Origin of the sequence: Achromobacter insuavis (genome assembly GCF_902859645.1) — a bacterium.
GTDB classification, from domain to species: Bacteria; Pseudomonadota; Gammaproteobacteria; order Burkholderiales; family Burkholderiaceae_B; genus Achromobacter; species Achromobacter insuavis.
The window spans coordinates 115,775-128,957 of record NZ_CADIJR010000009.1; the positions used below are offsets into that span (position 1 = coordinate 115,775).

12 protein-coding genes are annotated in these 13,183 nt (G+C 68.6%); 10 read left to right on the forward strand and 2 right to left on the reverse strand.

Features of this window, described 5'->3' with window-relative positions; genetic code table 11:
* The first annotated feature begins 165 nt into the window (after window positions 1-165).
* Window positions 166-1,080 (forward strand): LysR family transcriptional regulator, encoded by a 915-nt coding sequence (locus tag H0523_RS07785; protein ID WP_054432050.1) that lies wholly within the window; start codon window positions 166-168, stop codon window positions 1,078-1,080.
* Between the two features lie 230 nt (window positions 1,081-1,310).
* Entirely contained in the window at window positions 1,311-1,895 is a 585-nt protein-coding gene (gene speG, locus H0523_RS07790) for a spermidine N1-acetyltransferase (RefSeq protein ID WP_006394339.1), read from the forward strand.
* Window positions 1,896-1,970: 75 nt separating this feature from the next.
* On the opposite strand, the gene H0523_RS07795 is transcribed toward speG, so the two are convergent.
* Window positions 1,971-4,448, reverse strand: coding sequence for a heavy metal translocating P-type ATPase (locus H0523_RS07795; protein WP_054432048.1), 2,478 nt, complete (start codon window positions 4,446-4,448; stop codon window positions 1,971-1,973).
* A gap of 96 nt (window positions 4,449-4,544) precedes the next feature.
* Here H0523_RS07795 and cadR point away from each other — a divergent pair, with 96 nt between their 5' ends.
* Window positions 4,545-4,979 (forward strand): Cd(II)/Pb(II)-responsive transcriptional regulator, encoded by a 435-nt coding sequence (gene cadR, locus H0523_RS07800; protein ID WP_054432250.1) that lies wholly within the window; start codon window positions 4,545-4,547, stop codon window positions 4,977-4,979.
* A 125-nt stretch (window positions 4,980-5,104) separates the two neighbouring features.
* A complete protein-coding gene (locus tag H0523_RS07805; protein WP_054432046.1) occupies window positions 5,105-5,698 on the forward strand; it encodes a nitroreductase family protein in 594 nt (197 codons plus the stop codon).
* A gap of 58 nt (window positions 5,699-5,756) precedes the next feature.
* Here the strand turns inward: H0523_RS07805 and H0523_RS07810 are convergent, their stop codons facing one another.
* A complete protein-coding gene (locus H0523_RS07810) occupies window positions 5,757-6,083 on the reverse strand; it encodes a hypothetical protein (protein WP_054432044.1) in 327 nt (108 codons plus the stop codon).
* A 273-nt stretch (window positions 6,084-6,356) separates the two neighbouring features.
* On the opposite strand from H0523_RS07810, the gene H0523_RS07815 reads away from it, so the two are divergent.
* The 6 genes from H0523_RS07815 to H0523_RS07840 form a co-directional block, all read left to right on the forward strand.
* The gene (locus tag H0523_RS07815) at window positions 6,357-6,869 is read left to right on the forward strand and encodes a sigma-70 family RNA polymerase sigma factor (protein ID WP_054432041.1); all 513 of its coding nucleotides are present in this window, start codon (window positions 6,357-6,359) and stop codon (window positions 6,867-6,869) included.
* A complete protein-coding gene (locus H0523_RS07820) occupies window positions 6,866-7,837 on the forward strand; it encodes a FecR family protein (RefSeq protein ID WP_054432249.1) in 972 nt (323 codons plus the stop codon). Before H0523_RS07815 ends, H0523_RS07820 begins: the two co-directional genes overlap by 4 nt.
* Window positions 7,838-7,898: 61 nt before the next feature.
* The gene (locus tag H0523_RS07825; protein WP_054432039.1) at window positions 7,899-10,301 is read left to right on the forward strand and encodes a TonB-dependent siderophore receptor; all 2,403 of its coding nucleotides are present in this window, start codon (window positions 7,899-7,901) and stop codon (window positions 10,299-10,301) included.
* Between the two features lie 240 nt (window positions 10,302-10,541).
* On the forward strand, window positions 10,542-11,774 hold the full coding sequence (locus H0523_RS07830) for a 3-methyl-2-oxobutanoate dehydrogenase (2-methylpropanoyl-transferring) subunit alpha (protein ID WP_054432036.1): 1,233 nt from the start codon (window positions 10,542-10,544) through the stop codon (window positions 11,772-11,774).
* Window positions 11,775-11,777: 3 nt separating this feature from the next.
* The gene (locus tag H0523_RS07835; protein WP_054432035.1) at window positions 11,778-12,821 is read left to right on the forward strand and encodes an alpha-ketoacid dehydrogenase subunit beta; all 1,044 of its coding nucleotides are present in this window, start codon (window positions 11,778-11,780) and stop codon (window positions 12,819-12,821) included.
* A gap of 1 nt (window position 12,822) precedes the next feature.
* Window positions 12,823-13,183 (forward strand): biotin/lipoyl-containing protein (locus H0523_RS07840; RefSeq protein WP_306670189.1); only part of this gene is annotated, 361 nt, incomplete at its 3' end.

The following is a 13,183-nucleotide window of genomic DNA, read 5'->3' on the forward strand; positions in this document are numbered from 1 at the left end:
TGTCTCCTCGCGGGCGGGTCTGCGCCCGCCGCGGTGGTTGGGATGGCGGCGGTCCCCGGGGTGGGTCCGCGCGGCGTCCATATTGCGAGCACGCAGTGTTCGAAACAATGACCTGGGTGATAAATTATCGTTGCCTTCAGGGCAACGGAAAACAAAGGGGGAGCGATGGCCGAAATCAGCCAGACGCGGCTGAAGTACTTCAACGAGGTCGTGGCCTGTGGCTCGATCCGCGGCGCGGCCGACAAGCTCGGCACCGCGCCGTCGGTCATCAGCCGCCAGATCCAGCTGCTGGAAAAGGAACTGGGCGTTGCGCTGTTCGAGCGCCGCGCGCGCGGGCTGACGCCGACCGAGGCCGCCGACATGCTGCTCGAATACCACCGCGCCTGCCGCGCGCAGCAGGAGCACCTGAACACGCGCCTGCAGGAGCTGCGCGGCATGCGGCGCGGCAACGTCCACCTGATGATCAGCGAGGGCTTCATCGACAGCCTGATGGAGCACGTGGTCGGGCCGTTCTGCATCGAGCATCCGCGCATCAACGTCAGCGTCAATGTCGGCTCGGTCAACGAGGTGGTCGAGGCGGTGGCCACGGATGCCGCGCACATCGGCCTGGCCTACAACCCGCCGGTCGATCCGCGGCTGCGCTGCCGCGCCAGCCGCAAGCATCCGGTCTGCCTGCTGGCGCTGCCGGATCACGCGCTGGCGCGGCGCCGCGCGCCGCTGACGATTGCCGACATCCTGCCGTATCCGTTCGCGCTGATGTCCGCGCCCTATGGCTTGCGCCAGGCGGTCGACCTGCTGGAATTCACCGAACGCATCCATCTCACGCCCAGCCTGACCACCAACTCGCTGCGCGTGCTCAAGCAATACGCGATCAGCGGCGCCGGCGTGACGCTGATGCCGAACCTGGGCGTGCACCACGAACTGGCCAGCGGCGAACTGGTGGCGCTGCCGATCGCGCATCCGATCCTGAGCGCGCCCGAGTGCCAGATGCTGCTGCGGCTGGGGCGGCCGTTGTCGTCGGCGGCCAACGAAGTGGCGCGGCGCATCGAACAGCGCCTGCCGGCGTTCGCGGCGCCCTGATGGCGGCATGTGTCCGCAAGGGGCGGCGCGCAATGCCGGCCGGGCCCGGCTAAGGGCGGATTTCGTTACGAATGGCGCCGGATGATTCTTTGAAGTTCCAGCATTCATGCGCTTTTTCAGGCATTTTTCTGCTGTAGGTCAATGAACAAGCCATTCTTCCCATGGAATCGCCATGTAATGGGTGTTTCAGGGCAATGTCAGCTACAATGGCAGCACTTTCGGAGGTTTCTATGTCGGTAATATCCGATATCAAAATACGCCCCCTGGAGCGCGGCGACCTGCACTTCGTGCACAAGATCAACAATAACGACGTCATCATGCGTTATTGGTTCGAAGAGCCTTACGAGGCCTACGACGAACTGGTCGCCCTCTATGACCGCCACTTGCACGACCAGAACGAGCGGCGCTTCATCATCGAGCACGACACCGGCCAGCCGGCCGGCCTGGTGGAACTGGTGGAAATCGACTACATCCACCGTCGCGCCGAATTCCAGATCATCATCGCGCCCAGCTACCAGGGCCGCGGCTACGCCAAGGCCGCCACCCGCATCGCGGTGGGCTACGCCTTCCGCGTGCTGAACCTGCACAAGGTCTACCTGGTGGTGGACAAGGACAACCGCGCCGCTGTGCACATTTACGAGCGCTGCGGCTTCCAGATCGAAGGGCTGCTCAAGGAAGAGTTCTTTTCCAACGGCACCTATCGCGACGCCTACCGCATGGCGCTGCTGCAGCACGACCATCTGCGCGACGTCGGCCCGGGCGCGCCGGACGCGCCGGTGCTGCGCGACTGGCCGCAGGAAGAGCAGACGGGCTGATGAATGGTATGGCGATGAAAAAACGCCCCCGGAGAGGATTCCCCGGGGGCGTTTTCACGTCATGGCGCCGGCGGTTCAGGCCGTCTGCGGCGCGGCCCGCAGCAGCCGCAAGCCGTTGGCCACCACCAGCAGGCTGGCGCCGACGTCGGCGAACACCGCCATCCACAGCGTGGCGTTGCCGGTCATCGCCAGGGTCAGGAACACGGCCTTGATGCCCAGCGCCAGCGCGATGTTCTGGATCAGCACGCTGTGGGTGGCGCGCGACAGGCGCAGGAAGGTGCCGATCTTGCGCAGGTCATCGTCCATCAGCGCCACGTCGGCCGTTTCGATGGCGGTGCCGGTGCCGGCCGCGCCCATGGCGAAGCCGATGTCGGCGCGGGCCAGGGCCGGGGCGTCGTTGATGCCGTCGCCGACCATGCCGACCTTGCCGGCGGGCGCCAGCTTGCTCTCGATCGCGGCCAGCTTGTCTTCGGGCAACTGGTCGCCGCGCGCTTCGTCGATGCCGACCTGGCGCGCGATGGCCTGCGCCGTGGGGGTGTTGTCGCCCGTCAGCATCAGGGTGCGCACGCCCAGCGCGTGCAGGTCGGCGATGGCGGCCGCGCTGGTGGGCTTGACCGTGTCGGCCACCGCCGCCAGCGCCAGCACGCGCTGGCCGTCGCTGAGCGCGATGGCGCTCTTGCCCTGCTGTTCCAGTTCGTCGAGGCGGGCTTCCAGCTTGGGGCTGGACACGCCCAGCTCCCGCATCAGGCGGCGGTTGCCCAGCTGGAACGCCACGCCGTCCACCTTGCCGCTGACGCCGCGGCCGGGCAGGGCGGTGAAGTCGTCCACGTCCAGCAGCGCCTTGCCGGCGTCGCGGGCGGCGTTGGCCACGGCCAGCGAGACCGGGTGGTCGGAGCGGGCCGCCAGGCTGGCGGCGACCAGCGCCGCGGGTTGGCGCGTCAGGTCGGAGACGTCCCAGTCCTGCAGGTCGGTCTGCACCGGCTTGCCGTGGGTCAGCGTGCCGGTCTTGTCCAGCGCCAGCCACTTCAGGTTGCGGCCTTCTTCCAGGTACACGCCGCCCTTGACCAGGATGCCGCGGCGCGAGGCCGCCGTCAGGCCGCTGACGATGCTGACCGGCGTGGAGATCACCAGGGCGCAGGGGCAGGCGATGATCAGCAGCGCCAGCGCGCGGTAGATCGCGTCGAACCAGGGCTGGCTCCACAGCAGGGGCGGCAGGACCGCCACCAGCACGGCCACGCCGACCACCACGGGCGTATAGATGCGCGAGAAGCGGTCGATGAAGCGTTGGGTCGGGGCGCGCGCGCCCTGGGCCTGCTCGACCGCGTGGATGATGCGCGCCAGCGTGGTGTTGCCGGCCGCCGCGGTGACGCGGTAGTCGAACGAGCCGGCCGCGTTGACGGTGGCGGCGTAGACCGGGTCGCCTTCGGCCTTCTCGACCGGCAGGCTTTCGCCGGTGATGGGGGATTGGTCCACCGCCGAACGGCCGCTGACGATGATGCCGTCGGCGGCGATGCGTTCGCCCGGCCGCACGCGGACCACGTCGTCGACCTGCAGTTGCGCCGCCGGCATCGATTGCCAGCTGCCGTCGGCCTGGCGCACGGTGGCGGTTTCGGGCGCCAGGTCGAGCAGGCCGCGGATGGCGTTGCGGGCGCGGTCGAGCGAACGCGCCTCGATCAGTTCGGCGACGTTGAAGAGGAACATCACCATGGCCGCTTCCGGCCATTGTCCGATCAGCACGGCGCCGGTGACGGCGATGCTCATGAGCGCGTTGATGTTGAGGTTGCCGTTGCGCACGGCGATCCAGCCCTTGCGGTAGGTGCTGATGCCGCAGGCGAGGATGGCGGCGACCGCCAGCGCGGCGGTGACGCCCCAGTGCATGCCGGCAAAGTGCGAGGCTTCCGACAGGCCGGCAAGCACGCCGGCGCCGCCGATGGCCCACCAGTTGACGCGCGCGGCGGCCGGCGCCGGGGTGCGCGCGGCGCCTTCGGCCAGCGGTTCGGGCGTCATGCCCAGCGACTTGATGGCGGCGGTGATGCGGTCCAGCGCGCCCTCGGCGTGCACCACCGTCAGGATGCGCTGCATCAGGTTGAAGTCCAGCGCGTGCACGCCGTCGACGCTGTCGAGCTTCTTGCGGATCAGCGTTTCCTCGGTCGGGCAGTCCATCTGGCCGATGCGCAGGCGGGCCAGCAACTGGCCCGGGCCGGCTTGCAGCACGGCCGCGCCGCCGGCGGACATCTGGATGTCGCCGGCATCGTGGCCGCAGCAGGGCGAGGCGCCGTGGGCATGCGCCGGCGCGCGGGCATGGCCGTGGCTGTGGTTGTGATCGTGGCCGTGATCGTGATCGTGGTCATGATCGTGGCCATGATCGTGGTCATGGCCGGCGCCTTCGTGGCGATGGCCGTCGGCCGCGGCGGCCTTGCCTTGCGCGGGGCCGCAGCATCCGCCGGCGGCGTGGTCATGCCCGTGGGACGCAGCCGGGGCCTTCGTGCCGCAGCAGGCGTCCGGTTGTCCGGAAGCGGTGGGATCGGTGTGTTTGTTCGTTGCGCAAGACATCGTGGTTGCCTTTTCGTAAGCCGTTGACCGTATTCCACACCTTGGAGTTACTATAGGGTCAACCCCTTAATCCATCGGATGCGTCCGGGAGGCATGATGCGTATCGGCGAATTGGCCACGGCGGCCGGCACCACGGTCGAAACCGTCAGGTATTACGAGAAGGAAGGGCTGCTGCCCGCCCCGGAGCGCGGCCTGAACAACTACCGCAGCTACGGCCAGACCCACCTGGAGCGGCTGCGGCTGATCCGCAACTGCCGCGCCCTGGACATGACCCAGGACGAGATCCGCGCCATCCTGTCGCTGGCGGACAATCACCAGACTGGATGCGGCCCTATTAATGAACTGTTCGACGAGCACATTTCCCACGTGGACGAGCGCATCGCCGAGCTGACCCAGTTGAAGACGCAATTGACCGATCTGCGCCAGCGCTGCCTGTCGGCGCGGCCGGATACGGAAGATTGCGGCATCCTGCACGGCCTGTCGGAAATGCAGGTCGAGGAACGCCAGGAGCGCCATACCCACCTGGGTTGACGCCGCCAGTCGCCATGCGCCGGGCAGGGGGATAGCCGTCCCCGCCGCGGTCATGGCGTAATATGAGAACCCTTCTCTTTCCCATTTGGGAAGCCGCCAGAATTCCGTTACTTGTGCCTCACTCCATGACCCAGACCGCCATCGCCACGCCCTTGCACGCCATCACCTCGCGCCGTTCCGTGAAGTTCCTGCGGGGCCCGGCGCCCAAACCCGCCGAACTCGAACAGATCCTGCAGGCCGCGATGTCGGCCCCCGACCACGGCGCGCTGCGTCCGTGGCGCTTCGTGGTGATCCAGGGCGAGGCCATCGGCAAGCTGGCCGACGTGGCGCTGGAGGCCGTCAAGCGCAGCGGCGATCCGCGCATGACGCCGGAAAAGGAAAAGTCGGTGCGCGAGTGGATGGCGAGCGTGCCGCTGTTCGTCGCCGTGGCGCAGAAGATCGCCCACGACAACACCAAGATCCCCGAGGCCGAGCAACTGCTGGCCACCGGCTGCGCCACCATGAACATCCTGAACGCCGCCCACATGCTGGGCTACGGCGCGTTCTGGAGCACCGGCATCGGCACCTACGTCGAAGACGTGCAGGCGGCGCTGGGCCTGGATTCGCTCGACTACCGCTTCCTCGGCTTCCTGGCCATCGGCACGCCGGCGTGCGCGGTGCCGCCGGCCAACCGCCCGGACTACCGCGAGTTCGTCACCGAGTGGACCGGCCCGCTCTGACGCGCGCCGTGGCGCGATAGAAAAACCGGCCGCTGGCCGGTTTTTTATTGCGTGTCGCCTACCGTTGTGACGCGATGGGCCGGAAGGCCGCGCGCACGAGTTTCTCCAGGCCCCAGCCCGCGAAATAGAAGAGGGCTAGCGTCGGCAGCCCGATCAGCAGGTAGCCGCCGACCCAGGACAGCTCACCGAGCAGCCGGTCCAGGTTCAGTTCGTGCAGCAACGCAAGCTGCAAGGCCAATGGCAATTGGAGCAACACGAAGCGGCCCTTGTCGTCGCCGTCGGCGGACAGTGCGCCGGCGATGCAGAGGATGACGATGGCGAGGTAAAGCGCGGCAAACACGATGCCGGTCCAGCTGAACCCTTTCGAGGCAGTCAATCGAGGCACGTCGGTTTCCAGGGGAATCGGAAGCCGCAAGTATAGAGGTCGGCCAGATGCGGTCCAGCGAGCCAAGCCGCCCAGCCAAGCCACCGAGCCAAGCCACCGAGCTAAGCCACCGAGCCATGACACCGAGCCATGACACCGAGCCATGACACCGAGCCATGACACCGAGCCATGCCGACGTTGCCCGCCGTCCGGCTTCACCGGGCAGGCTTGCGCGGCGCTCAATAAATGACAATAATTCTTATTGTTGATTAGCCCGCCCGCCCATTCCCCGCCATGTCCCATTCTGCGCAGCCGACGCCGCACACCGCCGCCCAGCTGTACGAGGCCCATCATCCGTGGCTGCTGGAATGGCTGCGGCGCCGGCTGGGCTGCCGCCATGACGCCGCCGACCTGGCGCACGATACCTTCCTGCGGGTGCTGGCCGGGCGCCAGACCGAGCCGATCCACGAACCCCGCGCGTTCCTGACCACGCTGGCGCAGCGCACGCTGTATACCTTCTGGCGCCGCCGCGAACTGGAGCGCGCCTACCTCGACAGCCTCGAATCCCTGCCGCAGGCCTGCGCGCCCAGCGAAGAACAGCGCGCGCTGGTGGTCGAGGCCCTGATGCAGATCGACCGCGCCCTGCAACGCCTGCCGGCGCGCACCCGCCAGATATTCCTCCTGAGCCAGTTGCACGAACTGACCTATCCGCAGATCGCCGAGCAGCTCGGCGTGTCGGCCATCACCGTCCGGCGCGGCATGAAGCAGGCCATCACGCTGTGCGTGGCCGCGCGCCTGGCCGCATGAGCGCGCCCGCGCTGCCGGCCGCCGTCGAGGCGGCGGTCGACTGGATGGTGCTGCTGTCGTCGGGCGAGGCAAGCGCCGCCGACCGCGCCCGGTTCGAGGCCTGGCACCGGACCGACCCGCGCCACGCCGCCGCCTGGGACATGGTCACCGGCGCCCTGGACAGCACCTTTGCGCCGCTGGGCGAGGGTGCCTCGTCCCGGGCTGCCGGCGCCGCGCTGCTGGCGCCGACCTCGCGCCGCCGGGCGCTGCGCAATGCCTTGATGCTGGCGCTGGCGGCCGGCGGGCTGGCCGCCCTGGTCGATCGCCAGACGCCATTGCGGACCCTGGCCGCCGACTTGCGCACCGGCACCGGCGAACGCCACGTCTATCCGCTGCCAGACGGCAGCGTGGTCACCCTGAACGCGCGCTCCGCCGTCGACCTGCAATTCGATGACCGCGTCCGCGTGCTGCGGTTGCGCGAGGGCGCGGTCTACGTGCGGGTGGCGGCCGACGCCGCGCGCCCCTTCATCGTCGCCAGTCCCGATGGCGAGGTGCAGGCCTTGGGCACGGTGTTCGGCGTGGCGCGCGATGCGCGGGGCAGTGTCGCCTGTGTGATCGAGCACAGCGTCGAGATCCGCGCGGCGGGCCAGCGGCGCACGCTGGCGGCGGGCGAGGGCGCGCGCTTCGGCGCGGACGGCATCAGCGCGCCGGACGCCGCGCTGGCCGAGGCCGCCGCCTGGCACGACGGCATGCTGGTGGTGCGCGACCAGCCGCTGGGCGAGGTGGTGGCGGCATTGCGGCCATACCGGCGCGGCTTTTTGCGCATCTCCCCCGAGGCCGCCCGGCTGCGGGTGCTGGGCGCGTTTCCGCTGGACGACACCGACCGCGTGCTGGAATCCCTGCGCCAGACGCTGCCGATCGAGGTCGCCAGGCTGGGCGGCTGGCTGGTCAGCATCGACCTGCGCGCCGATGCCGCCGAAAAAAAATGATCGCTCGCGGCGGGCTCGCTGGACATACCTCCTGAAGCACCCCCTTGTCGCAGGAGATTCCATGTTCCCCGTTCGTTCCGCGCCGCAGCTGGCGGCCGCGTTCCTCATCGCCCTGGCCGCGCCGGCCGGCACCGCCCTGGCGCAGGCCGGCGCCCAGACGGGCGCGCCCATGGCGCAGCGCTATGACCTTCCCGCCGCGCCGCTGGCCGAGACCCTGACCCGTATCGCGCGCCAGAGCGGCCACGCGGTGTCGGTCGATCCGGCGCTGGTGGCGGGCCGCCAGGCCCCGGCCGTGGCCGGCACCTACACCGCCGAACAGGCCTTGCGCCAGGCGCTGGCGGGCAGCGGCCTGGAGTTGCGCATCACCGCCAATGGCACCTTCAGCGCGCGGCCCCTGCCGCAGGCGGGCGACGCCACCCTGCTGGAGCCGGTGCGCGTGACCGGCGCGGTCGAATCGCCCTCCGGTCCGCTGCATGGCTATGCCGCCCGTGTCAGCGCCACCGGCACCAAGACCGACACGCCCATCATCGAGACGCCGCAGTCGATCACGGTGGTCGGCGCCGAGGAAATCGAGACGCTCAAGGCGCAGAGCCTGCAGGACGCGCTGGGCTACGTGGCGGGCGTGAGCCGCGCGGAAGGCCAGGATCGCACCTCCGACAGCCTGTTCCTGCGCGGCTTTCGCGGCAGCCAGGGTAACTACTATCGCGATGGCACGCTGTACACCGTGAATATCTACAACGGACGGCAGGAACTGTACGGGCTGGAACGGGTCGAGTTCCTCAAGGGCGCCGCCTCGGTGCTCTACGGCGCGGCGCCGCCGGGCGGTGTCATCAACACGGTCAGCAAGCGGCCCACGACCGAGCCGCTGCATGAACTGAACGTCGAGGCGGGCAACTTCCGCCGCAAGCAGATCTCCGGCGACTTCGGCGGCGCGCTCGATGACGAGGGCAAATGGTCTTACCGCCTGACCGCCCTCAAGCGCGACAGCGATACCTTCATCGATCACGTGCCGGACGACCGGACCTACGTGGCCCCGGCCCTCAAGTGGCAACCCAGCGATGCCACTTCGCTGACCCTGCTGGCGGAATACCAGGAGGACCGCACGGCCTACGTCTACGGCCTGCCTGGCCAGGGCACGGTCCTGCCCAATCCCAACGGCAGGATTCCCCGCAATCGCTTCACGGGTGAACCTGGCTTCGACAAGTTCATCATGAAGCGCTATTCGATCGGCTACCTGTTCGAACACGCGTTCACGGACCAGCTCAAGCTGCGCAACAGCGTGCGCTACTTCCACGCCGACAGCACCTATTTCTCCACCGACATCTGGCAGCTGCAGCCCGACCAGCGCCACACCGCCGATCGCGGCGCGATGCCGCGCTGGGACCGGTCCTCGGCGGTCGTGGCCGATACATCGCTGCAGTACGACGCCACCACCGGCCCGCTGCGCCACACGCTGCTGGCGGGCCTGGACTACTCGCTGCCCAAGCACGAGACCGAGCGCTACCAGCGCAGCAACACCAACATCGATCTCTATGATCCGGTCTACGGCGTCCCCCTGGGACCGGCCACGCCGTTCCCGTGGTCGTCCTCGAAAACCGACATGAAGCGCCTGGGGGTTTACCTGCAGGATCAGGTCAAGATCGCCGACAAGTGGGTGCTGCTGCTGGGTGGGCGGCACGATTGGGTCACGGTCAACGAACGCAATTTCTTCACCGGCGAAAAGATCGCGGACAATGAAAAGAGCCAGGCCTTCACCGGCCGCGCCGGCATCGTCTACCTGGCCGACAACGGCCTGGCGCCGTTCCTGAGCTACAGCGAATCGTTCGAGCCGACCAGCGGCCAGGATCGCCAGGGCAGCCGTTTCAAGCCTACCACCGGCGAGCAATACGAAGCGGGCGTGCGCTATCAGCCGGCCGGGTCGGACACCATGCTGTCGGCGGCGGTGTACCAACTGACGCGCAAGAACGTGAACGTGGCCGACCCGTTCGATACCAACTACGAAATCCAGGCCGGCCAGGCGCGCACCCGCGGGCTGGAGCTGGAGGCGCGCACCCGCGTCGGCCGCCACGCCAACCTGATCGCCGCCTATGCCTACACCGATGCGCGCACCCTCAAGGCCAGCCCGCTGCAACCGGACGAGGTCGGCAAGCGCCTGAATTCGGTGCCGTTCAACCAGTTCTCGGTCTGGGGCGACTACGGCTTCGGCGCCTTCGGCCTGCCGGGGCTGCGGGTCGGCGCGGGCGTGCGCTACGTCGGCAGCACGCGCGGCCTGGCGCATGGCACGGCGGTCGAGGTGCCGTCCTTCACGCTGTTCGACGCCATGGTCAGCTACACCACCGGCCCCTGGCGGTTCGCGCTCAACGCCACCAACCTGGCCGACAAGACCTACATCGGCAGCTGCACCTATGGTTGCTTCTACGGCGAGCCGCGCCGCGTGATCGGCACGGCGACCTACCGCTGGTGATAGGGGGCGGGCAGGGGCGTGCAACCCCCTGCCGCGCGCGCCGGCCGGACCCCGAACCGCGCGGCCAGCAAGGCCCGGCGCGGCCCCTGTCTCGGGGCCGCGCCCTGTGCTACTCTGGCTCCCGGCCGTGCATGTTTATCCCTTTGCACAGGCCGACGATGGCAATGTCCGAGGTCACCCCCCCGGGCAGTGTCTTGGTGAGAAGAATGCGCATGACACGATCAAGCGTGGAGACAATTCATGAGCCAATATGGGCCGCTGAAGTTGCACGTCCCCGAGCCTACCGGGCGTCCGGGTTGCAAGACCGACTTTTCCTACCTGCGCCTGTCGCCGCCCGGCGAGGTGCCCAAACCCCCCATTGATGTCGCCGCGATCGACACCGGCAGCCTGGCCTACAGCCTGGTGCGGGTCATCGACGACGACGGCCGCGCCGTCGGCCCGTGGGCGCCGGAGATCAGCGACGAGCTGCTGCGCCGTGGCATGCGCACCATGCTCAAGACGCGCATCTTCGACGGCCGCATGCTGACCGCCCAGCGCAAGAAGAAGATCTCCTTCTACATGCAGAGCCTGGGCGAAGAGGCCATCGGCTCGGCCCATGCGCTGGCGCTGGAGCAGGGCGACATGTGTTTCCCGACCTACCGCCAGCAGAGCATCCTGCTCGCGCGCGACGTGTCGCTGGTGACCATGATGTGCCAGCTCATGTCCAACGAGCGCGACCCGCTCAAGGGGCGCCAGCTGCCGGTCATGTATTCCGACCGCGAGAACGGCTTCTTCACCATCTCGGGCAACCTGGCCACGCAGTTCATCCAGGCGGTGGGCTGGGGCATGGCCTCGGCCATCAAGGGCGATACCCGCATCGCGTCCGGCTGGATCGGCGACGGCGCCACCGCCGAGGCGGACTTCCACACCGCGCTGACCTTCGCCCACGTGTACCGCGCGCCGGTGATCCTGAACGTGGTCAACAACCAGTGGGCCATCTCGACCTTCCAGGCCATCGCCGGGGGCGAGGGCGCCACCTTCGCCGGCCGCGGCGTGGGCTGCGGCATCGCCTCGCTGCGGGTCGACGGCAACGATTTCCTGGCGGTCTACGCCGCCTCGCGCTGGGCCGCCGAACGCGCGCGCAGCAATCTCGGCCCCACCCTGATCGAATGGGTGACCTATCGCGCGGGCCCGCACTCCACCTCCGACGACCCCTCCAAGTACCGCCCCGGCGACGACTGGAGCCACTTCCCGCTGGGCGACCCGATCGAGCGCTTCAAGAAGCACCTGATCCTGCGTGGCATCTGGTCCGAGGCCGAGCACGACGCGGTGCGCGCCGAGCTCGACGCCGAGATCCAGGCGGCGCAGAAGGAAGCGGAAAGCTACGGCACCCTGGTGGACGGCCACGTCCCCAGCGCCGCCAGCATCTTTGAAGACGTCTACAAGGACATGCCGGAGCACCTGCGCCGGCAACGTCAGCAGCTCGGAGTGTGAGTCATGGCTATCGATAACAATGGGGGTCCGGCGTCCGCGCCGATGACCATGATCCAGGCTTTGCGCTCGGCCATGGATGTGATGCTGGAGCGTGACGGCAACGTGGTGGTGTTCGGCCAGGACGTGGGCTATTTCGGCGGCGTGTTCCGCTGCACCGAGGGCCTGCAGGCCAAGTACGGCAGCTCGCGCGTGTTCGACACGCCGATCTCCGAAGGCGGCATCGTCGGCGTGGCGGTGGGCATGGGCGCCTACGGCCTGCGGCCGGTGTGCGAGATCCAGTTCGCCGACTATTTCTACCCGGCCTCCGACCAGATCGTGTCCGAGGCGGCGCGCCTGCGCTACCGCTCGGTGGGCGAATTCATCGCGCCCATGACCATCCGCATGCCCTGCGGCGGCGGCATCTACGGCGGCCAGACCCACAGCCAGAGCCCCGAGGCGATGTTCACCCAGGTCTGCGGGCTGCGCACGGTGATGCCGTCCAACCCCTACGACGCCAAGGGCCTGCTGATCGCGTCCATCGAGAACGACGATCCGGTCATCTTCCTGGAACCCAAGCGCCTGTACAACGGCCCGTTCGACGGCCACCACGACCGTCCCGTGACGCCGTGGACCGGCCGCCCGGGCAGCGTGGTGCCGACCGGCTACTACACCGTGCCGCTGGACTCCGCCGCCATCGTGCGCCCCGGCAACGCGCTGACGGTGCTGACCTATGGCACCACGGTGCACGTGTCGCTGACCGCGGCCGAGGAAACCGGCATCGACGCCGAGGTCATCGACCTGCGCAGCCTGTGGCCGCTGGACCTGGAGACCATCGTCAACTCGGTCAAGAAGACCGGCCGCTGCGTCGTGGTGCACGAAGCCACGCGCACCTGCGGCTATGGCGCCGAGCTGATCTCGCTGGTGCAAGAACACTGCTTCCATCACCTCGAAGCGCCCGTCGAGCGCGTGACCGGTTGGGATACGCCCTACCCGCACGCGCAGGAATGGGCGTATTTCCCCGGCCCGCGCCGGGTCGGCGAAGCGTTCAAACGCGCGATGGAGGTGTGAGATGGGGATTCATGTCATCAAGATGCCCGACATCGGCGAAGGCATTGCCGAGGTCGAACTGGTGGGCTGGCACGTCAAGGTGGGCGACACCGTCGCCGAGGACCAGCCACTGGCCGACGTCATGACCGACAAGGCCACGGTCGAGATCCCGTCGCCCGTGGTCGGCCGCGTGGTCGCGCTGGGCGGGGAAGTCGGCCAGGTGATGGCCGTGGGCGGCGAACTGATCCGCCTGGAAGTGGAAGGCGAAGGCAACCTCAAGGGTGACGCGGCGGCGCAGAAGCCGCAGGCCGCGCCCGCGCCGGCGGCAAGCGCGCCGGCCGCCGCGCCGACGCCGGCCAAGGCCGACAAGGCCCCGGCCGGCG

Coding starts and splice junctions, on each gene's coding strand:
- speG (WP_006394339.1), top strand. CDS start 1,311: ATGTCGGTAATATCCGATATCAAAATACGCCCCCTGGAGCGCGGCGAC.
- H0523_RS07815 (WP_054432041.1), top strand. CDS start 6,357: ATGTCCCATTCTGCGCAGCCGACGCCGCACACCGCCGCCCAGCTGTAC.
- H0523_RS07830 (WP_054432036.1), top strand. CDS start 10,542: ATGAGCCAATATGGGCCGCTGAAGTTGCACGTCCCCGAGCCTACCGGG.
- H0523_RS07825 (WP_054432039.1), top strand. CDS start 7,899: ATGTTCCCCGTTCGTTCCGCGCCGCAGCTGGCGGCCGCGTTCCTCATC.
- H0523_RS07805 (WP_054432046.1), top strand. CDS start 5,105: ATGACCCAGACCGCCATCGCCACGCCCTTGCACGCCATCACCTCGCGC.
- H0523_RS07835 (WP_054432035.1), top strand. CDS start 11,778: ATGGCTATCGATAACAATGGGGGTCCGGCGTCCGCGCCGATGACCATG.
- H0523_RS07820 (WP_054432249.1), top strand. CDS start 6,866: ATGAGCGCGCCCGCGCTGCCGGCCGCCGTCGAGGCGGCGGTCGACTGG.
- H0523_RS07795 (WP_054432048.1), bottom strand. CDS start 4,448: ATGTCTTGCGCAACGAACAAACACACCGATCCCACCGCTTCCGGACAA.
- H0523_RS07785 (WP_054432050.1), top strand. CDS start 166: ATGGCCGAAATCAGCCAGACGCGGCTGAAGTACTTCAACGAGGTCGTG.
- cadR (WP_054432250.1), top strand. CDS start 4,545: ATGCGTATCGGCGAATTGGCCACGGCGGCCGGCACCACGGTCGAAACC.